22 protein-coding genes are annotated in these 21,946 nt (G+C 72.5%); 8 read left to right on the top strand and 14 right to left on the bottom strand.

Annotated features, from left to right (window positions below; genetic code table 11):
* The first annotated feature begins 25 nt into the window (after positions 1-25).
* The 4 genes from ACIGDI_RS29965 to ACIGDI_RS29980 all read left to right on the top strand — a co-directional run bounded on the left by ACIGDI_RS29965 (position 26) and on the right by ACIGDI_RS29980 (position 2,943).
* Positions 26-1,636: an FAD-dependent monooxygenase gene (locus tag ACIGDI_RS29965; protein WP_399903011.1), complete on the top strand. Its 1,611-nt coding sequence runs from the start codon at positions 26-28 to the stop codon at positions 1,634-1,636.
* A 174-nt stretch (positions 1,637-1,810) separates the two neighbouring features.
* The gene (locus tag ACIGDI_RS29970; RefSeq protein ID WP_313960178.1) at positions 1,811-1,897 is read left to right on the top strand and encodes a putative leader peptide; all 87 of its coding nucleotides are present in this window, start codon (positions 1,811-1,813) and stop codon (positions 1,895-1,897) included.
* A gap of 96 nt (positions 1,898-1,993) precedes the next feature.
* A complete protein-coding gene (locus ACIGDI_RS29975; RefSeq protein WP_399903014.1) occupies positions 1,994-2,545 on the top strand; it encodes a cysteine dioxygenase in 552 nt (183 codons plus the stop codon).
* Entirely contained in the window at positions 2,542-2,943 is a 402-nt protein-coding gene (locus ACIGDI_RS29980) for a rhodanese-like domain-containing protein (protein WP_399903017.1), read from the top strand. Before ACIGDI_RS29975 ends, ACIGDI_RS29980 begins: the two co-directional genes overlap by 4 nt.
* A 98-nt stretch (positions 2,944-3,041) precedes the next feature.
* Here the strand turns inward: ACIGDI_RS29980 and recX are convergent, their stop codons facing one another.
* The 4 genes from recX to ACIGDI_RS30000 all read right to left on the bottom strand — a co-directional run bounded on the left by recX (position 3,042) and on the right by ACIGDI_RS30000 (position 7,119).
* Entirely contained in the window at positions 3,042-3,950 is a 909-nt protein-coding gene (gene recX / locus ACIGDI_RS29985; RefSeq protein ID WP_399903020.1) for a recombination regulator RecX, read from the bottom strand.
* A 3-nt stretch (positions 3,951-3,953) separates the two neighbouring features.
* Positions 3,954-5,078 (bottom strand): recombinase RecA, encoded by a 1,125-nt coding sequence (gene recA, locus ACIGDI_RS29990; protein ID WP_390628137.1) that lies wholly within the window; start codon positions 5,076-5,078, stop codon positions 3,954-3,956.
* 362 nt (positions 5,079-5,440) lie between these two features.
* Positions 5,441-6,730 carry an AI-2E family transporter gene (locus tag ACIGDI_RS29995; RefSeq protein ID WP_399903024.1) on the bottom strand — a complete coding sequence of 430 codons (1,290 nt, stop codon included), beginning with the start codon at positions 6,728-6,730 and terminating at the stop codon, positions 5,441-5,443.
* A gap of 194 nt (positions 6,731-6,924) precedes the next feature.
* Positions 6,925-7,119 (bottom strand): DUF3046 domain-containing protein, encoded by a 195-nt coding sequence (locus ACIGDI_RS30000; protein WP_272176412.1) that lies wholly within the window; start codon positions 7,117-7,119, stop codon positions 6,925-6,927.
* A gap of 79 nt (positions 7,120-7,198) precedes the next feature.
* Between ACIGDI_RS30000 and ACIGDI_RS30005 the strand changes: the two genes are divergently transcribed.
* Positions 7,199-8,143: a hypothetical protein gene (locus ACIGDI_RS30005; RefSeq protein ID WP_399903027.1), complete on the top strand. Its 945-nt coding sequence runs from the start codon at positions 7,199-7,201 to the stop codon at positions 8,141-8,143.
* 10 nt (positions 8,144-8,153) lie between these two features.
* Here the strand turns inward: ACIGDI_RS30005 and ACIGDI_RS30010 are convergent, their stop codons facing one another.
* From ACIGDI_RS30010 to ACIGDI_RS30020, 3 genes are read right to left on the bottom strand one after another with little or no spacing between them, the layout of a single operon-like run.
* On the bottom strand, positions 8,154-8,462 hold the full coding sequence (locus ACIGDI_RS30010; protein ID WP_399903030.1) for an AzlD domain-containing protein: 309 nt from the start codon (positions 8,460-8,462) through the stop codon (positions 8,154-8,156).
* Positions 8,459-9,205, bottom strand: coding sequence for an AzlC family ABC transporter permease (locus tag ACIGDI_RS30015; RefSeq protein WP_399903034.1), 747 nt, complete (start codon positions 9,203-9,205; stop codon positions 8,459-8,461). Before ACIGDI_RS30015 ends, ACIGDI_RS30010 begins: the two co-directional genes overlap by 4 nt.
* Positions 9,206-9,215: 10 nt before the next feature.
* Positions 9,216-10,070, bottom strand: a complete 855-nt coding sequence (locus ACIGDI_RS30020; RefSeq protein ID WP_399903037.1) for an AraC family transcriptional regulator — start codon at positions 10,068-10,070, stop codon at positions 9,216-9,218.
* A gap of 176 nt (positions 10,071-10,246) precedes the next feature.
* Between ACIGDI_RS30020 and ACIGDI_RS30025 the strand changes: the two genes are divergently transcribed.
* Genes ACIGDI_RS30025 through ACIGDI_RS30035 form a run of 3 tightly spaced genes read left to right on the top strand, consistent with a single transcriptional unit; the run spans position 10,247 to position 16,805 of the window.
* On the top strand, positions 10,247-15,118 hold the full coding sequence (locus ACIGDI_RS30025) for an ATP-dependent helicase (protein ID WP_399903040.1): 4,872 nt from the start codon (positions 10,247-10,249) through the stop codon (positions 15,116-15,118).
* A gap of 53 nt (positions 15,119-15,171) precedes the next feature.
* Entirely contained in the window at positions 15,172-16,008 is an 837-nt protein-coding gene (locus tag ACIGDI_RS30030) for an Fpg/Nei family DNA glycosylase (protein WP_399903043.1), read from the top strand.
* A gap of 32 nt (positions 16,009-16,040) precedes the next feature.
* Positions 16,041-16,805, top strand: coding sequence for an SDR family NAD(P)-dependent oxidoreductase (locus tag ACIGDI_RS30035; protein WP_399903046.1), 765 nt, complete (start codon positions 16,041-16,043; stop codon positions 16,803-16,805).
* Here the strand turns inward: ACIGDI_RS30035 and ACIGDI_RS30040 are convergent.
* The 7 genes from ACIGDI_RS30040 to ACIGDI_RS30070 all read right to left on the bottom strand — a co-directional run bounded on the left by ACIGDI_RS30040 (position 16,753) and on the right by ACIGDI_RS30070 (position 21,911).
* Positions 16,753-17,031 (bottom strand): hypothetical protein, encoded by a 279-nt coding sequence (locus ACIGDI_RS30040; RefSeq protein WP_399903049.1) that lies wholly within the window; start codon positions 17,029-17,031, stop codon positions 16,753-16,755. The genes ACIGDI_RS30035 and ACIGDI_RS30040 overlap by 53 nt on opposite strands.
* A gap of 112 nt (positions 17,032-17,143) precedes the next feature.
* Positions 17,144-17,614 (bottom strand): Dps family protein, encoded by a 471-nt coding sequence (locus ACIGDI_RS30045; protein ID WP_399903052.1) that lies wholly within the window; start codon positions 17,612-17,614, stop codon positions 17,144-17,146.
* 164 nt (positions 17,615-17,778) lie between these two features.
* Positions 17,779-18,147, bottom strand: coding sequence for a helix-turn-helix domain-containing protein (locus ACIGDI_RS30050; RefSeq protein WP_058922588.1), 369 nt, complete (start codon positions 18,145-18,147; stop codon positions 17,779-17,781).
* A gap of 109 nt (positions 18,148-18,256) precedes the next feature.
* Entirely contained in the window at positions 18,257-18,802 is a 546-nt protein-coding gene (locus tag ACIGDI_RS30055) for a CinA family protein (RefSeq protein ID WP_399903055.1), read from the bottom strand.
* Positions 18,799-19,521 carry a CDP-diacylglycerol--glycerol-3-phosphate 3-phosphatidyltransferase gene (pgsA, locus tag ACIGDI_RS30060; protein ID WP_399903058.1) on the bottom strand — a complete coding sequence of 241 codons (723 nt, stop codon included), beginning with the start codon at positions 19,519-19,521 and terminating at the stop codon, positions 18,799-18,801. Before pgsA ends, ACIGDI_RS30055 begins: the two co-directional genes overlap by 4 nt.
* On the bottom strand, positions 19,518-20,987 hold the full coding sequence (gene rimO / locus ACIGDI_RS30065) for a 30S ribosomal protein S12 methylthiotransferase RimO (RefSeq protein ID WP_399903061.1): 1,470 nt from the start codon (positions 20,985-20,987) through the stop codon (positions 19,518-19,520). Before rimO ends, pgsA begins: the two co-directional genes overlap by 4 nt.
* 84 nt (positions 20,988-21,071) lie before the next feature.
* On the bottom strand, positions 21,072-21,911 hold the full coding sequence (locus tag ACIGDI_RS30070) for a helix-turn-helix domain-containing protein (RefSeq protein WP_399903065.1): 840 nt from the start codon (positions 21,909-21,911) through the stop codon (positions 21,072-21,074).
* Between the last annotated feature and the right edge of the window lie 35 nt (positions 21,912-21,946).

The raw sequence follows: 21,946 nt of genomic DNA on the forward strand, positions 1-21,946 counted from the left end.
CACCGCGGGCAGGGGGCGCCGCGCCGTGGACCCGGTGATCATCGTCGGAGCGGGGCCCGTCGGGCTCACGCTCGCCCTGGCGCTGGCCCGTCAGGAGGTGCCCTCCGTCGTACTGGACGAGGGCCCCGGCAAGGACGAACCGCGTCCGGCGCGCACGGTCGTGCTGCGCGAGGACACCGCCGCCCTGATGCAGCGGCTGACCGGACTGCCGGTCGACGAGGCCGGCGCGCGCTGGACCGGATGGCGGTCGCTGCGGCGCAAGCAGGTGATGCGCGAGATCACGTTCGACGACGACACCGAACCCGCTCCCCTGCACATCGCGCAGCACGTCCTGACCGGCGCCCTGCGCGAGTCCCTGGCGGGCGAGCGGCTCGTCGAGATCGTCACCGACAGCCGTGTCGACACCATCGAGCAGGAGCCCTCCGGCGTCACGGCCCACACCCGCGGCCCGAAGGGCACGTGGTGGCGCGGCGGTTACCTGGTCGGCTGCGACGGCGTCCGCTCCACCGTGCGCAAGCTCCAGGACATCCGCTTCCCGGGCCGCACCGCGGTGGAGCGGCACGCCGTGGCGGCGCTGCGCGCGGAACTTCCCTTCGACGGCCAGGCGTTGCTCCATCGGATGCCGCCGTGGCGGACGTCCGGCCCCTCGGGCGGGGAGGTCACCGGGCGCCCGCTGCCGGACGGGGTGTGGCGCCTGGACTGGCTGCTGCCACCGGGCAAGGACCTGGTCACGCCCGAGCTGCTGCTGGCCCGCATCCGCGAGACCCTGGCCGGCTGGACCGACGGCTCCACACCGCCGTACGACCTCCTCGACACCGGCGTCCACACCGTCCACCACCGTCTCGCGCGCAGGTGGCGGGCGGGTCGGGTCTTCCTCGCCGGGGACGCCGCGCATCTGCTCGGCGCGCTCGGCACGCAGGGGCTCGACGAGGGGCTCAGGGACGCCGACAACCTCGCCTGGAAGCTGGCCCTGGCCTGGCACCACGGGCCGCACGAAGCCCTGCTCGACAGCTACCAGGCGGAGAGGCGCGGTGCGGTCGCCGCCCGGCTGCGCGCCGCCGACCAGGTGCTCCCGCTGCTGCGCGGCGCCGGAGGGCTGCGCGCGTACGTCCCCGGCTCGGCCCGGGGCGCCGACGCGCTGCTCACCGACGGCCACCTGGGGCGCGGGGCGCTCGGTGCGCCGGGGGCGTACGCCGACTCGCCGCTGACCCCCCGGCATCTGGAGGGCGAGGTGCCGGTCGACACGGAGTTCGGCGCGCCGGTCGCCGACGTGCGGGTGACCGCGGAGGACGGCACCTTCGTCCAGCTCCGGGACCGGCTCGGACGCGGAGCCCTGCTGGTCGTCCTCGTCGCGCCGGGCGCGAGCGTGTGGGACCGCAAGCACTGGGTGACCGCCGGAGTCATGCCCCGGCTTGCGGCCGCCGTGGCCGCGCTGCCGCAGCAGGCCGAACTGCTGGTCGCCGAGAGCTACCCGGGCGCCGCCGCGCACACCGTCCTGCTCGTCCGGCCCGACGGCCACCTGGTCACGGCCTTCGGCGGAGTACGCCCGGCCGACCTGTACGCAGCGGCGGAGGCGACGCTGGGGGGACCAGCGAAGACGGGGGCGGGTGCCGAGGCGGGGGCGGGGGCGCGGTGAGGCCGGCGCGGGGGGCAGGCGCACGGTGAGGCCGGCGCGGGCGTACTGCCGTCGGCACGGGCGCGGGCGTGCGCTGAGGCCCTTGGGGGCACACGGTCGTGCTTCCCGTCACTGTGCGGTCCACATAGTGACAGTGAGTTGACCGGCCCGCACCGTCATGGTCTACTCCCGACCATGACCGACACCTGTGTGCGCCTGTGGCGGAGGGTCCATATGGACCTCGTCCGCTACGCGGGCTGCGTGTGTCGTCCGTCCTGCTGAATTCGCGTCCCTCTTCTCCTCCGCGCGCCGCCATCGAGCTCTTGAGCTCTTGAGTCGCCGCGCGCTTCCCGCGAACGCTCTTCAGGACGGTGCCCCGTGTCTGTCTCTCCCTCTGTCCCCGTGCCTACGACGGCCTCCGCGTCCTCCGCGGCGTCCGCGCCGACGCAGGCCGACCTCCTCGACTTCGTGCGGCGTACGGCCGCCGACACCGAGCTGATCGCCTCGCTCCCGCTCGACCCCGAGGGCCGCACCTGGGTGCGCCTGGCGGGGCCCGGCGGCAGCGAGGCCTGGCTGATCGGCTGGCCGCCCGGCACGGGCACCGGCTGGCACGACCACGCCGAGTCCGTCGGTGCCTTCGTCACCGCGTCCGGTGAGCTCAAGGAGAACGCGCTCGCCGCCCGCCTGCCCGCCGACGGCTGGCGGACCCTGGAACTCGCCGACGACGTGGACCGGGAACGCCGGCTGCCCGCGGGCAAGGGACGCTCCTTCGGCCGCCACCACGTGCACGAGGTCCTCAACGAGTCCACCGACCGGCACGCGATCTCCGTGCACGCCTACTACCCGCCGCTGCCGCAGATCCGCCGCTACAGCCGGGTGGGCCAGATCCTGCGGCTGGAGCAGGTCGAGCGTCCGGAGGACTGGCAGTGAGCGGCACCGGCGAACGGCCCGTGGGCATCGACGAGTTGCTGGAGCGGGTACGCGAGGGCTACGACCGGGTCGAACCCGAGGAGGCCTACGACGCCGCGCGAGCGGGTGAGGCCGTACTGGTCGACATCCGATACGCGGCCCTGCGGGAGCGGGACGGCCTGATCCCCGGTGCACTCGTCGTCGAGCGCAACGAGCTGGAGTGGAGGCTCGACCCCCAGGGCAGCCACCGCCTCCCCGAGGCCACAAGCCACGAGCTGCGGGTCATCGTGATCTGCAACGAGGGCTACGCGTCGAGCCTCGCGGCCGCGTCCTTGCACTCGCTGGGGCTGTCGCGGGCCACCGACCTGATCGGGGGCTTCCAGGCGTGGCGGGCGGCGGGACTGCCGGTGACGTCGTAGGGGCGGTGGGGCGGAGGTTCCGGGCGGAGGCTCCGGGCCTCTCCTCGGTGGTGTCGGCGATTCGCCCACGTGATCGGACCTTCCCGGCGCTCCCCCTGTCAGTACCCCTCGTCTCCCAGGAACTCCGTGTCCTCCCCTTCCTCCTCCAGTGCCTGCCGGACCACGCGCAGGGCCATGCCCTCGGAGTAGCCCTTGCGGGCGAGCATGCCCGCAAGGCGGCGGAGGCGCTTGTCGCGGTCGAGCCCGCGGGTGGAGCGCAGCTTGCGGGCGACGAGTTCGCGCGCGGTCTCCTCTTCCTGTTCGGAGTCGAGCTGTGCGACGGCCGCGTCGATCAGTTCGGGCTCCACGCCCTTGGTGCGCAGCTCCTGGGCGAGGGCCCGCCGGGCAAGCCCGCGGCCGTGGTGCCGGGACTCCACCCAGGCGTCCGCGAACGCGCCGTCGTTGATCAGCCCGACCTCCTCGAACCGCGACAGCACCTCCTCGGCCGCCTCGTCCGGGATCTCCCGCTTGCGCAGGGCGTCCGCGAGTTGTTTGCGCGTGCGCGGGGTCCCGGTGAGCAGGCGCAGGCAGATCGCCCGTGCCCGCTCCACCGGGTCCGCGGGCGGCTCCTCCCGCTCGGCCCTCGACAAGGAGGAGGAGCCCCCGTCCTCACCGAACGGCTCTCCGCCGCGCCGCCTGCGACGCCCGCGGGAGCCGCCCGCACCACCGGTCCGCCCGCCACGACGGCGCGAACCTCCGTCGTCCGAGGCCGAGCCGGACGAACTCTCGTCGACCAAAGCCGAGCCGAACGGGCCTTCGTCGACCGAGGACGAGCCGAACGGACCGCCGTCGACCGACGCCCCCGTGCCGTACGCACCGGCGCGGCCGTGTCCCCCGTCCGCGTCCTGCCGCGTCTCTCCCCCGTCCGCTTCGCCGACCGGACCGGCAAAACCCCCGTCGTCTCTCCCACCCCGACCGCGTGGTGCGTCGGGGTAGGTGTACTCCGCCCAGTCGGTTCGCCGTGTCACGGATCAGCTCTTGGCGGCCGGAGCCTTGGCCTTGGTCGCCTTGGCCGCCGGTGCGGGCACCGTCTTCGCGGCGTCGTCCGGGGCAGCGCCGACCGCGGCGTCGACACCCGGCTCGGTCGTCGGCTCCTCCGGGCGCACGCCCACGCCGAGCTTCTCCTTGATCTTCTTCTCGATCTCGTTGGCCAGGTCGGGGTTGTCCTTCAGGAAGTTGCGCGCGTTCTCCTTGCCCTGGCCGAGCTGGTCGCCCTCGTACGTGTACCAGGCGCCGGCCTTGCGGACGAAGCCGTGCTCCACGCCCATGTCGATCAGGCCGCCCTCGCGGCTGATGCCCTGGCCGTAGAGGATGTCGAACTCGGCCTGCTTGAAGGGCGGCGCGACCTTGTTCTTGACGACCTTGCAGCGGGTGCGGTTACCGACCGCCTCCGTGCCGTCCTTCAGGGTCTCGATGCGACGGATGTCGATGCGCACCGAGGCGTAGAACTTCAGCGCGCGGCCACCGGTCGTGGTCTCCGGGGAGCCGAACATCACGCCGATCTTCTCGCGGAGCTGGTTGATGAAGATGGCGGTGGTCTTGGACTGGTTGAGCGCGCTGGTGATCTTCCGCAGGGCCTGGCTCATCAGACGGGCCTGCAGACCGACGTGGCTGTCGCCCATCTCGCCCTCGATCTCCGCGCGCGGGACCAGCGCGGCGACGGAGTCGATGACGATGAGGTCGAGGGCGCCGGAGCGGACCAGCATGTCCACGATCTCCAGGGCCTGCTCGCCGTTGTCCGGCTGGGAGAGGATCAGGTTGTCGATGTCGACGCCGAGCTTCTTCGCGTACTCCGGGTCGAGGGCGTGCTCCGCGTCGACGAAGGCGACCTGGCCGCCGGCCTTCTGCGCGTTGGCCACCGCGTGCAGGGTCAGCGTTGTCTTACCGGAGGACTCCGGTCCGTACACCTCCACCACACGGCCACGCGGCAGGCCGCCGACGCCGAGGGCGACGTCGAGCGCGGTCGACCCGGTGGGGATGACCTCGATGGGCTCGTTCGGCCGCTCGCCGAGGCGCATCACCGCGCCCTTGCCGAACTGCCGTTCAATCTGTGCGAGCGCGGCATCCAGGGCCTTCTCGCGGTCGGTTCCTGCCATGGGTTCCACCCGATTTGCTTGAGTCGATCGCTTCACGTCAAAGACGCTAACGCCTGCCACTGACAATGCGCCTCGACGCCCGTCCGGCCTGTGGATAACTCGGGTACTTCTCCGCCGAAACCGGATCGAATCACCCGTCGAGAGCCTCGCCGGAGCCTCCATGAGAATGGATGTTCGATTTTGGTGTCAAGCGCACCACGCGGCACTCCCGAGACTACGTCCGCGGTCGGATGGCGGGTCGGAGACGGGCCGTGGGCAGGCCGGAGACGGGCCGTCGGCTGGCCGGAAACGGGCCAGGACGGGTCGTAGGCGGGCCGAGAGCGCGGCCGACGCCCCGCTCGCGCTCGGCGGAAAGAGCTGCCTCAGGCCTGCCGGGAAGATCCGACCTCGGGCTCGCCCCCGGGCTCGCCCTCGAGCGGCGCCTCTTCCGGCCGTCGCGCCCAGAGCACTCTGGCGCGCGTGAGGAGACCCGGCCCCGACCCCGGTCCTCCGCGCCGGTGCCCGTGCACCCGGGGGTCGTCCGTGACCGCGTACCGCTTCACGTAAGCCCCGAGGAACGCCTGCAGCGTGGCGACCGCCGGGATGGCGATCAGCGCGCCGACGGCGCCGAGGAGTGCGGTGCCGGCGATGACCGAGCCGAAGGCGACGGCGGGGTGGATGTCGACGGTCTTCGCGGTCAGCTTGGGCTGGAGCACGTAGTTCTCGAACTGCTGGTAGACCACGACGAAGACCAGGACCCACAGCGCGTACCAGGGATCGACTGTGAAGGCGACCAGCATCGGCAGGGCGCCCGCGAGGTACGTGCCGATGGTCGGGATGAACTGCGAGACCAGGCCCACCCACACGCCGAGCACGGGCGCGTACGGCACGCCCAGGATCTGCAGCAGTATGTAGTGCGCGATACCGGAGATGAGCGCCATCAGCCCGCGCGAGTACAGGTACCCGCCGGTCTTGTCGACGGCGATCTCCCAGGCGCGCAGCACCTCGGCCTGCCGGGCGGGCGGCAGTACCGAGCAGATCGTGCGGCGCAGGCGGGGCCCGTCGGCGGCGAAGTAGAACGAGAACAGCGTGATCGTGAGCAGCTGGAAGAGTCCGCCGAGCACCTGGGCGGACACGTCGAGGACGCCCGTGGCACTGTGCTGCACGTAGTTGCGCAGCCAGTCGGAGCGGAGCAGGCCCTTCTGGACGTCCACCCGTTTCAGGTGGGTGTGGAAGTGCGCGTTGACCCAGTTGATGACCGAGTCGAGGTAGTTCGGGAAATCCTCGACGATCTTGATGATCTGGCCCGCCAGCATGGAGCCGAGCAGGGTGACGAAGCCCGCGGCCGCGATCATCACGGCCAGGAAGACGAGTGCCGTGGCCAGCCCCCTGCGCATGCCGCGCGCGGCCATCCAGCTCACCGCGGGTTCGATGGCGAGGGCCAGGAAGAACGCGATGAGGATGTTGATCAGCAGCCCGGTGAGCTGGTGGAACGCCCAAGTGCCCAGCTGGAAGGCGGCATAGAGGGAGAGCACCAGCACCACCGCGCGCGGCAGCCAGCGCGGCATACGCGCGCCCGAGACGGCGCCGTCGGCCGGGGGGCGGTCGGGCGGCGTCGTACCGAACGGGGAGGCATGCCGGGCGTGCGGCTCGGTCTCGTCAGTGGGTGCCACGCGTCAAGTCTCGCCCACGGGTACGACAATCATCCCCCGTCCTGCGATCTTCGTGACCGATCAGCACTTCTCACGCAGAACATCCCCGCGCGATGAGTGCCTTTCGCGCGGAACCTCCTCGCCCCGATCAGATCCTCTCGCGCAGAAGACACTCGCCCGATCAGTACCCATCGCGCGAACCTCTCCGCCCCCGATCAGTGCCTCTCGCGCGGAACGTCCATGACCGTGCAGACCACGCGCCACACGTCCTTGGCGTCCCAGCCGGCGTCCAGTGCCTCGTGCACCGTGCGCCCGCCCAGCTCCGTCATCACGTGGTCGCGCGCGAAGGTGTCGGCGTACCCCGGGCCGAAGTGATCCGCCATCCGCTGCCAGAAGACCGTCAACCGCATGCCTCCAGTATCCCGCCCCTGGGGTGGGCCTGAGACGTGACCGCTTGTCGAGACCGCTTTCCGCCCTACGGTCTGTCGCATGTCCGAAACCGGAGCTTCCCCACTCCCTGCCACACCCCCGGCGCGCTCCCCGCTCTTCCGCGCCGAGCACTTCGTCTGGCTCACCGCGCGCGTGCTGGAACAGCGCCTCTTCGCCCACCACTTCCTGAACGGCGGCGCCGACCCGGTCGAGACCGCCCTGGACGCCTACCGCAACGAGGACGGCGGGTACGGCCACGCCCTGGAGCCCGATCTGCGCGGCCCCGTCAGCCAGCCGCTGCACACCGGGCACGCGCTGCGCGTCCTGGACTCCATCGGGCGCTGCGGCGGCCAGAGGGTGGAGCGGGTATGCCGCTATCTGACCTCCGTCTCGACCGCGGACGGAGCGCTGCCGGCCATCCATCCCAGCCAGCGCGGTTACCCCTGCGCCCCCTTCATGCCGATCGTGGACGACCCGCCGAGCGAACTGCTCGCCACCGGACCCGTGGTGGGCCTGCTGCACCGCAACGAGGTGTGGCACGCCTGGCTGTTCCGGGCCACCGACTTCTGCTGGCACGCGATCGAATCGCTGGAGAAGTCCCATCCCTACGAGATCGAGGCCGCGGTGGCCTTCTTGGATTCCGCTCCCGACCGCCCGCGCGCGGAGGCGGCCGCGGACCGGCTCGGCCGTCTGGTGCGCGAACACCGGCTGGCCGCACTGGATCCGGGCGACCTCGCCGCCTATCCGGTAGCGCCCGGCTACGCCCCCGGTGAGCACCACTTCCCGCACGACTACGCGAAGACGCCGAGCTCACTCGCGCGCGCGTGGTTCACCGACGACGAGATCGAGCGCTCCCTGGACTTCCTCGCGGACGATCAGCAGGAGGACGGCGGCTGGCCGATCCGGTGGCGTCAGTGGGCGCCGGGTATCGCCCTGGAGGCGCGCCCCCAGGTGACGATCGAGGCGCTGCGCACCCTCAGGGCGTACGGCCGCTCCATCGGCTGACGGCGTCCCTTCACCCGCCCATGGCCCGCACCCCGGCGGTCACCACCACACCCGCGGCCACCACGAGCAGGAAGGGGGCGCGCAGGACCAGCACGACGGCGGCCGCGAGAACACCGGCCACGCGCGCGTCCAGCACCAGGGCGCGTCCGTCGGCGAAGGTCTGCTGGGCGGTGAGCGCGGCCAGCAGAGCCACAGGAACAAGGGCGGCCAGCCGCCTGACGAACGGCCGCTGCAGGGCGCCCTCGGGGACGAACAGGCCGGCGACCTTGACGGCGTAGCAGCCGAGAGCCGTCAGGCCGATGGCGATCCAGGTGTTCAACGGTCCTCCCCCGTGGTGTCATCGGGCACCCGGCCGTCGCGGCGTCCCTGCAGGAGCAGGACGCCCGGGGCGGCCAGCGCGGCCACCAGGACGGGCACACCGGCGGGCAGCACGGGCAGCAGCCCGAGGCCCAGTACGACGGCGAGCCCGGCGACGGCGCGCTCGGTGCCGGTCCTGAGCATCGGCGCGAGCAGGGCCAGGAAGACGGCGGGCCCGGCGGCGTCGAGGCCCCACGCGTCCGTGTCCCCGATGGCCTTGGCGCCCAGGGCGCCGAGCAGGGTGGTGAGGTTCCACAGCAGGTACAGGCTGAGCCCGGTCACGGTGAACCCGAGCCGGGCGCCGCGCCGCGTGGGCTGCGCGAGGGTGACCGCGGTCGTCTCGTCGATGACCCACTGCGCCGCGAACGGCCGCAGCAGGCGCGGAAGCGCCAGCACCTGTGACAGGCGCAGCCCGTAGAAGGCGTTGCGCACACCGAGGAAGAACGCGCCGGCGGCCGCCGTGAACGGGTTGCCTCCGGCCGCGAGCGCCCCGACGAGCGCGAACTGGGACGCGCCGGTGAACACCAGGAGGCTGAGCACGCAGGTCTGCAGGAGCGTGAGCCCGCTGCCGGCCGAGGTCACCCCGAAGGCGAACCCGGACAGTCCGACGGCGACGCCGACTCCGAGCGCGTCCCGGACCACGGCGGCGTCCGACTTGCCTCCTCCGTCGGCACCTGTGTCTGCGAGAGCTGTCTGTTCTGCCACGTGCCGGACGCTACGGGGACGGCGGCCGGGCGTCTTGTACGTTCTTGCGCTCCCGCTGGTAGGCACCCGGAGGAACGCCGACGATCCGTGCGAAGTGCCGGTTGAGATGCGGCTGATCGGTGAATCCCACGGCGACGGCCGCCTCCGCGGGCGCCGTCCCGCCGTCGAGCAGCCGCCGCGCCCGCCGTACCCGGGCGTCCGTCAGCCAGGCGTGGGGCGGCATCCCGTAGGCGTCCCGGAAGGACCGCAGCAAGGCGAACGGGCTGGTCCCGAGATCACCCGCCAGCGTCTCCAGCGTCGGCGGCTGGACCATCCGCTCCTCCAGCACGGCACGCGCGCGTGCGGCGACCCGGGCCCCCGCCGTCCGCACGGCGCGCTGCGGCAGCGGGCCGCCGTTGAGCCGCAGCAGCCGGGTCACGGCGACCCGCAGCAATGTGTCGGCGGCCAGCGCGTTGCCCTCGTCGGCGGCGCGCAGGACCTGATGGACGAGCCGCACGGCGTACGGATCGTCGAGTACGGGGCTGACGAACCCCGGTGTCCCGCGGATGAGGGTGGTCTCGGCAGCGATCTCGGAGACGACGTCCGGCGACGGATACACGGCCCCGTACCGCCATCCCTCGGGCACCCCGGCCCGCCCCGTGTGCGAGGTGTCGGGATTGACCAGCGCGAGCGCCCCCGCCCCCGCGTACTGGTCGGCACCGCGGTGGTGGAAGACCTCGACCCCGTCGGCGATGGCCGCGATGACGAAGTGCTCATGGGTGTGGCGCACGAACGTCTTGCGAACGTACCGGGCCCGCAGCAGATCGACGCCGGGCAGGTCGGCGTACCGCCAGTGCCGCGCCGCCTCCTCACCGAAATCCGCCATACCGCCGATTCTCCGCCACGCACCCCGCCCCCGCCGAGCCGCACCCGCGCCGCCCGCCCCGCCGAGCCACACCCGCGCCGCCCACGCTGCCCGCCCCGCCGCACCGGAGCCCCCGCTCGCGCGCCGCGAACCCGCAGGTCAACCGTATTGTCAGTGGCCGGGTGCAGGATGGACGCATGGTCAGCGACGCACAACGAGCCCTCGACGGCTTCTCCCCCGCGACCCGCGGCTGGTTCACGGGGGCCTTCTCCGCGCCCACCGCGGCCCAGGCGGGCGCGTGGAACGCCATCAGAGAGGGCTCGGACGTGCTGGTGGTGGCCCCCACCGGCTCCGGCAAGACCCTGGCCGCCTTCCTCGCCGCCCTGGACCAGCTCGCCTCCACACCGCCGCCCGCCGACCCGCGGAAGCGCTGCCGGGTCCTTTACGTGTCGCCGCTGAAAGCCCTCGCGGTGGACGTGGAGCGCAACCTCCGCAGCCCCCTCACCGGTATCCGCCACGAGTCCGTCCGCCTCGGCCTGCCCGAGCCCGAGGTGAAGGTGGGCATCCGCTCCGGCGACACGCCCGCCGCCGAGCGCCGCGCGCTGGCCACCCGCCCCCCGGACATCCTGATCACCACTCCCGAGTCCCTCTTCCTGATGCTGACGTCGTCGACCCGCGACGCGCTGACCGGCGTGGAGACGGTGATCCTCGACGAGGTGCACGCGGTGGCCGGCACCAAGCGCGGCGCCCATCTCGCGCTCTCCCTGGAGCGTCTGGACGAGCTCCTGCCCAAACCGGCCCGCCGCATCGGCCTGTCGGCGACCGTCCGTCCGGTCGACGAGGTGGCCCGCTACCTCTCGCCGCGCCGCAAGGTCGAGATCGTCCAGCCGAAGTCGGGCAAGGAGTTCGACCTCTCGGTCGTCGTCCCGGTGGAGGACCTGGGCGAGCTGGGCGGCTCGCCGGTCGCCGACGGCTCGGAAGGCGCGGAGCGCCCCTCCATCTGGCCCCATGTCGAGGAGCGGATCACCGACCTCGTGCAGGCCCACCGCTCCACGATCGTGTTCGCCAACTCCCGCCGCCTCGCGGAGCGCCTGTGCAACAGGCTCAACGAGATCGCGTACGAGCGCGCCACCGGCGAACCCCTGGACGAGCACCACGCCCCGGCCGAGCTCATGGGCGGCTCGGGGGCCGCCCAGGGCGCCCCGCCCGTCATCGCGCGCGCCCACCACGGCTCGGTCTCCAAGGAGCAGCGGGCCCTGGTCGAGGAAGACCTCAAGGCGGGCCGCCTCCCCGCGGTGGTGGCGACGTCCAGTCTGGAACTGGGCATCGACATGGGCGCCGTCGACCTGGTCGTCCAGGTCGAGTCGCCCCCTTCGGTCGCCTCCGGTCTCCAGCGCGTCGGCCGTGCGGGCCACCAGGTCGGTGCGGTCAGCACCGGCGTGGTCTTCCCCAAGTACCGCGGTGACCTGGTCCAGGCGGCGGTGGTCACCGAGCGCATGCGCACCGGCTCCATCGAGTCCCTGAGGGTCCCCGCCAACCCGCTGGACGTCCTCGCCCAGCAGCTGGTCGCCATGACGGCCCTGGACACCTGGCAGGTCGACGACCTCCTGGCCACGGTCCGCCGCGCGGCCCCCTTCGCGTCGCTGCCCGAGTCGGCGTTCACCGCGGTCCTGGACATGCTCGCGGGCCGCTACCCGTCCGACGCGTTCGCCGAGCTGCGCCCGCGCGTGGTGTGGGACCGCGTGGCCGGCACGGTCACCGGCCGTCCGGGCGCCCAGCGCCTCGCCGTGACCTCGGGCGGCACCATCCCCGACCGCGGCCTCTTCGGGGTCTTCCTCGCCGGATCCGATCCCAAGAAGGGCGGCGGCCGGGTCGGCGAGCTCGACGAGGAGATGGTCTACGAGTCCCGGGTCGGCGACGTGTTCACGCTCGGCACCAGCTCCTGGCGGATCGAGGACATCACCCGCGACCGCGTGCTGGTCTCCCCCGCACCGGGCGTCCCGGGCCGCCTGCCCTTCTGGAAGGGCGACCAGCTCGGCCGCCCGCTCGAACTGGGCCGGGCACTGGGCCAGTTCCTGCGCGAGGTCGGCTCCCTGCCCAAGGACGACGCCCGGCTGCGCCTCCTCACGGCGGGCCTGGACGCCTGGGCGGCGGACAACGTCCTGTCCTACCTGGACGAGCAGCGCGAGGCCTGCGGCCACATCCCCGACGACCGCACGATCGTGGTCGAGCGCTTCCGGGACGAACTGGGCGACTGGCGCGTGGTCGTCCACTCCCCGTTCGGCGCCCAGGTGCACGCCCCGTGGGCGCTCGCCCTCGGCGCCAAGCTCTCCGAGCGCTACGGCATGGACGCGCAGGTCATGCACGCCGACGACGGCATCGTCCTGCGCCTGCCCGACGCCGATCTCATGGGCCTGGACCTGCTCGACCGGGAGCCGATGAAGGCGGGCACGGAGTACGACGCCGACCAGGCACCCGTGGGTGCGGCGGACGTCGTCTTCGACAAGGGCGAGGTCGACCAGATCGTCACCGACCAGGTCGGCGGCTCGGCCCTGTTCGCGTCCCGTTTCCGCGAGTGCGCCGCCCGCGCGCTGCTGCTGCCGCGCCGCAACCCCGGCAAGCGCACCCCGCTGTGGCAGCAGCGCCAGCGAGCCGCGCAACTGCTGGAGGTGGCCAGCGAGTACGGCTCGTTCCCGATCGTCCTCGAAGCCGTCCGCGAGTGCCTCCAGGACGTCTTCGACGTGCCCGGACTCGTCGAGCTGATGGGCGACCTCGAGGCCCGCAAGGTGCGTCTGGTGGAGGTCACCACCCCGGAGCCGTCCCCCTTCGCCCGGTCCCTGCTCTTCGGGTACGTCGCCCAGTTCCTGTACGAGGGGGACTCACCGCTCGCCGAGCGCCGGGCCGCCGCCCTCTCCCTGGACTCGCGCCTGCTGGCCGAACTGCTGGGGCAGGCGGAGCTGCGCGAACTCCTCGACGCCGAGGTGCTGACCGAGCTGGAGCGCGAGCTCCAGTGGCTCACCGAGGACCGGCGTGTGAAGGACGCCGAAGGCATCGCCGACGTCCTGCGTATCCTCGGCCCGCTGACCGACGCGGAGCTGGCCGAGCGGGGTGCGGAGCCCAACTGGGTGCAGGAGCTGGCCTCCGCCCGGCGCGCGATCCGGGTCCGGGTCGGCGGCACCGAGCACTGGGCGGCCATCGAGGACGCCGGCCGTCTGCGCGACGCACTCGGCACAGCGCTCCCCGTCGGCGTCCCCGAGGCCTTCATGGAGCCGGTGAAGGACCCTCTGGGCGACCTGCTCGCCCGCTACGCCCGCACCCACGGCCCGTTCACGTCGGCCACGGCGGCGGCCCGGTTCGGCCTGGGCGTGGCGGTCACGGAAGGCGCGCTGCAGCGCCTCGCCGCGAACGGCCGCGTCGTACAGGGGGAGTTCCATCCCGCGGGCATCGGCCAGGAGTGGTGCGACGCGTCCGTGCTGCGCCGCCTGCGCCGCCGTTCCCTGGCGGCGCTGCGGCACGAACTGGAGCCGGTGCCGCCGCCCGCGCTCGCCCAGTTCCTCCCGCAGTGGCAGCACATCGGCAAGGGGCACGCACTGCGCGGCATCGACGGACTGGTCCGGGCGATCGAGCAGCTGCAGGGCGCGTCCGTCCCCGCGTCCGCCCTGGAGAAGCTGGTGCTGCCCTCCCGCGTCGCCGGCTACACCCCGGCGATGCTCGACGAGCTCACCGCCGCCGGAGAGATCGTCTGGGCCGGCGCGGGCGCGCTTCCCGGCAAGGACGGCTGGGTCTCCCTCTACACGACGGACGCGGCCCCGCTCCTCCTGCCCGCACCGCACCCCCTGGAACTGACCGCTCTGCACGAGTCCGTGCTGGACGCCCTCTCCGGCGGCTACGGCCTGTTCTTCCGGCAGATCGCCGACCAGGTCCGCGCCACGACCCACCCCGCGGCCACCGATCCCCAACTGGCCGACGCCGTCTGGGACCTGGCCTGGTCCGGGCGCCTGACGAACGACACGCTGACCCCCATGCGCTCCCTGCTGGGTTCGGGCCGCACCGCGGGCTCCACGGCCCACCGGGCCAAGCGCACCGTGCCGCGCGGCCGCTACGGCTCCCTGACCGCCGCCGCCCGCACCGCCTCCCGGACGGGCCCGCCCACGGTCGCCGGCCGCTGGTCCCTGCTCCCCGCCCAGGAGCCCGACCCCACGGTCCGCGCCCACGCCCTCGCGCGAACTCTCCTCGACCGGCACGGCGTGGTCACCCGGGGCGCCGTCGCCGCGGAGGGCGTCGAGGGCGGCTTCTCGGCGACGTACCGCATCCTGTCCGTGTTCGAGGAGAGCGGCCAGGCCCGGCGCGGCTATGTCGTGGAGGGCCTCGGCGCGGCCCAGTTCGCGATGGACGGCGCGGTGGACCGCCTCCGCGCGGTCTCCAACGCACGGGACCGAGGCGAGTCCCTCCCCCAGCCGCCCATGGACGACATGACCTGGCCGCCGCCGGACGACGCCGCGCCGGACATCAAGGGGTTCACCGACGACCTCGAGGGCTTCACACCCTCCCGTGACGAGTACGTCTCCCCTCGTGACTTCGCCGACCCCGGCGCGGGAGGTCCACGCGGCGGCGGCTCCTCGTACGTGCCCTACGCCTCGTACGGCTCCCCCGCCCCCAACCGCCGTCCGCGCCGCGATTCCCGGGCCGTGGTCCTGGCCGCCGCCGACCCGGCGAACGCCTACGGCGCGGCCCTCGCCTGGCCGGAGTCCCCGACCGGCGCGGGCCACAAACCGGGCCGGAAGGCAGGCTCTCTGGTGGTCCTCGTCGACGGCGAACTGACGCTCTACATGGAGCGCGGCGGCAAGTCCCTCCTGGCCTGGCCGGCCGACCCGGACGCCAAGGCCACGGACGACCCCCGCCTCCAGGAGGCGGCCGAAGCCTTGGCGGCAGCGGCCAAAGCAGGCTCCCTCGGAACAGTCACGGTGGAACGCATCAACAACGCCCCGGCCCTCACGTCACCCATCGGCACCCTCCTGGAAGGAGCGGGCTTCATCGCGACCCCCCGAGGCCTGCGCCTGCGGGCATAGGGCGCACCCCGCCCGAACCGGCTGACGACACGAGCCCGTGCAACCCTGGAGCCATGCCCGAAGGAGACACCGTCTGGCAGGCCGCCAAGCGCCTGCACACCGCCCTGGCGGGCAAGCCGCTGACCCGCAGCGACCTGCGCGTGCCCAAGTACGCCACGGCCGATCTGACGGGCCGGACCGTCCTGGACGTGACCGCGCGCGGCAAGCACCTCCTGACCCGCATCGAGGGCGGCCTCACCCTCCACTCGCACCTGCGCATGGACGGCGCCTGGAAGGTGTATGCCAACGGCCGGCGCTGGACCGGCGGCCCCTCCCACCAGATCCGGGTGATCCTGGGCACCGCGGACCAGACGGCCGTCGGCTACCGCCTCCCCGTACTCGAGCTCCTGCGCACCACCGACGAGGACCGCGCCGTGGGCCACCTCGGCCCCGACCTGCTGGGCCCGGACTGGGACCCCGAGCGGGCGCTCGCGAACGTCCTCGCCGATCCCGACCGCGCTCTGGGCGAGGCCCTGCTGGACCAGCGCAACCTCGCCGGCATCGGCAATGTCTACAAGTGCGAGCTCTGCTTCCTGCTCGGTGTGACCCCCTGGCTCCCGGTCGGCGCCCTCCCCCCGGAGCGCGCGGCGAAGCTGCCGGAGCTGGCCAAGCGGCTCCTGGAGGTCAACCGCGACCGCCCGGTCCGCACCACCACGGGCCGCCGCGGCCAGGACCTGTTCGTGTACGGCCGCGCGCCCCGGCCCTGTCTGCGCTGCGGCACGTCCATCCGCCTGGCCGACCAGGGCGACGGCTCCCGCGACCGCCCCACCTACTGGTGCCCGAGCTGCCAGCCCGGCCCGGCCCCGAGCCCCCGTGCCCGCCGCGGAACCCAACCCCGCACGACTGATTGACGGACCGTCAGAAACGCTCGTACCGTCCCTGCATGCCCGTCAAGGCGTACGACCTCACCGAACGCACCGCATTCGTCACCGGCGCCGCCGCCGGTATCGGCCGCGCCTCGGCCGTCCTGCTGGCCGAGGCCGGCGCCACGGTCCACTGCGCCGACCGCGACGCACAGGGCCTGCACGAGACGGCGACCCTGATCAAGGACGCCGGCGGCACGGCCCACACGCACCACCTCGATGTCACCGACCGCGAACAGCTCCACCAGGCCGTCGCATCCTGCGAGCGGCTGGACGTGATGGCGGCGATCGCCGGGATCATGCACAGCAGCCCGGTGCTGGAGACACGGGACGAGGACCTCGACCGCGTCCTGAACGTCAACTTCAAGGGGGTCCTCCACTCCTGCCAGGAGGCGGCCCGCGCGATGCTGGCCGGGCAGCACCCCGGCAGCATCATCACCATGGCCTCCGGCGCCATCGACTCCGGCCGCCCCGGTCTGCTTTGCTACGGCGCCGCCAAGGCGGCCGTCGTCCAGCTGACGAAGACGCTGGCGAGCGAGGTGGGACAGCACGGTATCCGCGTCAACGCGGTCGCACCGGGCTGGACGCGCACACCCATGACCGAGCGCCACGAGGCCGCCGAGCAGGCGCGGACGGAGGCGCTGATGGCACGGTTGTCGCCCCTGGGGCGGGTGGGCGAACCACGAGACGTCGCCCACGCCGTGCTCTACCTCGCCTCGGACGCCTCGGCCTTCATGACGGGCCAGATCCTGCGTCCGAACGGCGGAGTGGCGATGCCGTGGTGACGTGGGCGGTCCGCCAGGCCGCCCGCCACCGGCCCGCCCCGATGGCTCCGGCCGCCCGCCCCTTGGGCACGCAGTGCACCGGCAGCAGGCTCACCCCCCACCCTCCGGCCACGACCGCCCCCTCCAGCACCCCGGCATCCGGCGCCAGTGCCAGCCGCAGCACGGCACACCACCACAGCACCCCGAGCCCGAGCGCCACCCCCCGGCGCACCGTCGGCCGTGCCATGGATCCACCTCCAGCCCGACGCTAATCCGACCCGCTCACCACCAGAAAGGGCGCACCACCGGCACACGGGCGCACCTCTCGAGAAGAGGCCCGCCGAGCGGACGTCGGCTGCTCAGCCGTTCTCCGCCTGGAACATCCAGTGGTGCTTCTCCAGATCCGCCGTGATCCCGATCAGGATGTCCTGGCTGACGGGATCCGCGTCCGCGGTGGCCGTCACCCGCTCCCGCATCCTCACGATCACCGCGCCCAGCGCGTCCACGAGGGTCTGCACCGCGTCCGTGTCCTTGACCCAGCCGTCGGACACCGCCCCGATCCCGCTGCCGGCGGCCACCGTCGCGGCGCGCCCGTCGGGCGACACGCCCAGTGCGGAGGCCCGTTCCGCCACCGTGTCGGAGTGGGTCCGCGCGGTGTCCACGACCTCGTCGAGCTGAAGGTGCACGGAGCGGAAGCGCGGACCGACCACGTTCCAGTGGACCTGCTTCGCGACGAGGGAGAGGTCGAGGAGGTCGACGAGCGCCCCCTGCAACGCCTCGGAGACGGTCTTCAGGCCCGCGTCGGACAACGGGCTCTTCACGACGTACATCCGTGTACTCCGATTCTGTGTGCGGCCCCGAGTCCCGTCCCCCGCCTGACCACCATGCACGAAAGCCCCGCACCGCGCCTCTCCGGATCGTCCGGAGAAGCCCCGGTCGGGGCCTCGCACACTTCGTGGTGCGTCGTCAGGTCAAGCGCACATCCGCGTGAACGTCACGCGGCGACCACGTCCACCGCCTCGGCGGGCGCCTTGATGGTCACCCTTTCCGGAGGCACACCGGTCACCGACACGGAACCCAGCATCGGGCGAACCGGTGCCGGCGAGGCGGCCGCAGCGGACTGGGCCAGCTCGGCGAGTGCGAGTTCGTCGCTCACTTCCCGCATGAGTTCGGACATCCGTACGTCCAGCGCGTCGCAGATGGCGGCGAGCAGCTCGGAGGAAGCCTCCTTCTGCCCCCGCTCCACCTCGGAGAGATAGCCGAGTGAGACTCGGGCGGACGAGGAGACTTCGCGCAGAGTACGGCCCTGGCGTTGGCGCTGCCGACGCAGCACGTCACCCAGTAGGCGACGGAGCAGAATCATCGGTGGCTCCCTCCTCGGACCGCGTAGCCGCATCCTTCACGCCCCACCGTACCGCCTTGCGCCGCGGCCGTGCGGGGAGCGATGTCGTGTTCACTCAGGGCTGCAAACATCAAAACCCCCCGTTCTGTTCCGTATCCTGTGTCCGCTCATTCCCACTGTGTTCGCCCGCAAGCTCCGTCAGGAGCAGTGCGAGTACGCTCCGTACACTCTCTCTACGAATTTCCGCACGGTCGCCGTTCAACCGCAGGGCCTCTACTTTTCCGCCAGAGGCAGAACCGGAACCAGGGCCGAAGGGCCCGTCGACGGCCACGAAAACCGTCCCGACGGGCTTGCCGTCCTGCGGGTCCGGGCCCGCGACTCCGGTCGTCGCCACGCCCCAGTCGGCGCCGAGCGCCTTGCGCACGCCGGCCGCCATCTGGGCCGCGACCTGCGGATCCACCGCTCCGTGCTCGGCCAGCAAGCCGGCGTCGACACCCAGCAGCTCGTGCTTGAGTTCGGTGGCGTACGCCGTCACCGAGCCCCGGAACACCTTGGACGCCCCGGGAACGCCTGTGACTTCCGCCGCGACCAGCCCACCGGTGAGCGACTCCGCGACGGCAAGGGCCTGGCCCCTCACTGTCAGTAGTCTCACCACGTCGGCGGCCTGGGAACTCACGCTTCCGTCTCCTCCAACGCGGCCTTGCGCTCGGCGATTCCCTGCCTGCGCAGCACAATGGCTTGTCTCACATAGTCGAAGCCGGTCGCCACCGTCAGGACGACCGCCACACCCATCACCCAGAACCTCAGGGTGGCCAGCCATCCCGTCAGCGCCAGGATGTACATCCCGACCGCCACGCCCTGCGTGAGCGTCTTGAGCTTGCCGCCGCGGCTCGCCGGGATGACGCCGTACCGGATGACCAGGAAACGCAGCAGCGTGATCCCGAGTTCCCGGCCGAGGATGACGATCGTCACCCACCACGGCAGATCGCCCAGCCCGGACAGGCAGATCAGCGCCGCCCCCATGATCGCCTTGTCGGCGATGGGGTCGGCGATCTTCCCGAAGTCGGTGACGAGGTTGTAGGTGCGGGCGAGGTGGCCGTCGAACAGGTCGGTGATCATGGCGACGGCGAACGCGGCCCAGGCGACCGAGCGCCAGGCCGGGTCGTAGCCGCCGTCGGCGAGCATCAGCATGACGAAGGCGGGGACGAGCAGCAGCCGAAGCATGGTGAGCAGGTTGGCGATGTTCCAGACGCTCGCCTGGTTGACGGCCGCGGCCGCGATCTTCGCGCCCCGCGGCGGCTTCGTGCCGCCTTCCTCTTCGGAAGAGATGGCGTCGGCCTGCGAGGGACCCGTCTTGGAGGAGCCGTTCGCCGCCGATGCCGGGACTCCGGTCATCTGCCCTCCTCCTCACTGCACCCGAGCGAGCCCGTGAGCGGCTCGGCCACCAGGTCGACACCTTCCGTACCGACCACCTTGGCCTCGACGATACGGCCGACGCTCAGACCCGCGCCGCTCGTGAGCAGCACCTGGCCGTCCGTCTCGGGCGCCTGGTGCGCGCCGCGGCCGTACACGCCCTCCTCGTCCACGGACTCCACGAGGACGTGCGTGGTCTCGCCCACGCGCTCCTCGGCCCGCTGCGAAACCAGTTCCTCGGCCAGCCGGGAGATGTGGGCCAGCCGCTCGGCGACGACGTCCTCGTCCAACTTGTTCTCGTACGTCGCCGCCTCGGTGCCCTCCTCGTCGGAGTAGCCGAAGACGCCGATGGCGTCCAGGCGCGCGCCGTTGAGGAACCGCTCCAGCTCCGCCAGGTCGGCCTCGCTCTCGCCCGGGAAGCCGACGATGAAGTTGGAGCGCACGCCCGCCTGGGGGGCCTTGGTCCGGATGGTGTCGAGCAGTTCCAGGAAGCGGTCGGTGTCGCCGAAGCGGCGCATGGCGCGCAGCACGTCGGGCGCGGAGTGCTGGAACGACAGGTCGAAGTACGGCGCGACCTTCGGGGTGGAGGTCAGGACGTCGATCAGCCCGGGGCGCATCTCGGCCGGCTGGAGGTAGCTGACGCGCACGCGCTCGATGCCGTCGACCGCGGCCAGCTCGGTCAGCAGGGACTCCAGCAGGCGGATGTCGCCCAGGTCCTTGCCGTAGGAGGTGTTGTTCTCGGAGACCAGCATGATCTCCTTGACGCCCTGCTCGGCCAGCCAGCGCGTCTCGTTCAGCACGTCGCTCGGGCGGCGGGAGATGAAGGAGCCGCGGAAGGACGGGATGGCGCAGAAGGTGCAGCGCCGGTCGCAGCCGGAGGCGAGCTTCACCGAGGCGACCGGGGAGCCGTCCAGCCGGCGGCGCAGGGGTGCCCGGGGGCCCGAGGCGGGCGCGATGCCCTCCGGGAGGTCCACGGGCCCGTGCCCGGGCAGCGCGACCTCGGCCGCGGAGTCCTGGCGCGCGGCGGGGCTGATCGGCAGCAGCTTGCGCCGGTCGCGCGGGGTGTGGGCGGCGTGGATGCCGCCGCTGAGGATGGTCTGCAGGCGGTCGGAGATGTCGGCGTAGTCGTCGAAGCCGAGCACGCCGTCGGCCTCGGGGAGGGCCTCGGCGAGGTCCTTGCCGTACCGCTCGGCCATGCAGCCCACCGCCACGACGGCCTGGGTTCTGCCGTGGCCCTTGAGGTCGTTGGCCTCCAGGAGGGCGTCGACGGAGTCCTTCTTGGCGGCCTCGACGAAGCCACAGGTGTTCACGACCGCGACGTCCGCGTCCGCGGCGTCCTCCACGAGGTCCCAGCCGTCCGCCTCCAAGCGGCCTGCGAGCTCCTCCGAGTCCACCTCGTTACGGGCGCAGCCAAGGGTGACGAGTGCGACGGTACGGCGTTCAGGCATGGGCTCAAGACTACTTTGTCCCGCTGACAGTCCATGTCGAAGGGCCCGGCCGATCCCGGCCGGGCCCTTCGGTGCTCGTGTGCGTCAGCCGACCTGGGGGTCGCCCTTGGTGTACGTCAGGCGCTCCACCGCGCCCGGCTGGAAGTCGTCCTCGATCTTCTTGCCGTTGACGTAGAGCTGGATGGCTCCGGCGTCGCCGAGGACGAGGTTGATCTTCTCGTTGTCCTGGAAGGTCTTGGAGTCGCCCTGCTGGAGGAGCCCGTCGAACAGGAGCCGGCCGTTGTGGTCCTTGGCGGAGATCCAGCTCTTTCCGTCGGGGGCGCTGACCCGGACGGTCACCTTGTCCTGGGGCGCGGCCGCGATGGCGCTGTCCGAGGGGTCGGACTTCGGGGTGGCGGACTTCTTGTCGTGCGGTGTCGGCGAGGGGGACTTGCTCTGCGTGGGCGTCGATCCCTCGGCGACCTGGGTCTTGGCGCCGCCGTCGTCGCCGCCCTTGAACGCGGTGAAGCCGACGAAGCCGACCACGGCGACGATCGCGGCGACCATCGCCGCGGTCCAGTTCGGGCCGCGGCGCTCGGGGCGGATGCGTTCCGCCTCGAACAGCGGGGCCGCGGGGGTCGGGGCCGGGCGGCCGCCGTGATCGGCGTCGTACTGCGCGAGCAGCGGGGCCGGATCGAGGTGGACGGCCTTGGCCAGGGTCCGGATGTGCCCGCGCGCGTAGACGTCCCCGCCGCAGGGGGCGAAGTCGTCGGCCTCGATGGCGTGCACGATGGCGATGCGGACCCGGGTGGCGTTGCTGACGTCGTCGACGGTCAGCCCGGCATCGATCCGCGCCTGTTTGAGGGCGCGGCCGACGGAGAGGCGGGCCTGCTCGCGATCGTCTTCGAACGGACGCTCGTCTTCAGGGGAGTTGCCGATGGACACGGGGGCGCCTTTCGAGCGTTTAAGCCACCTGTGCT

Source organism: Streptomyces sp. NPDC085900 (assembly GCF_044540925.1).
GTDB lineage: Bacteria > Actinomycetota > Actinomycetes > Streptomycetales > Streptomycetaceae > Streptomyces > Streptomyces gilvifuscus.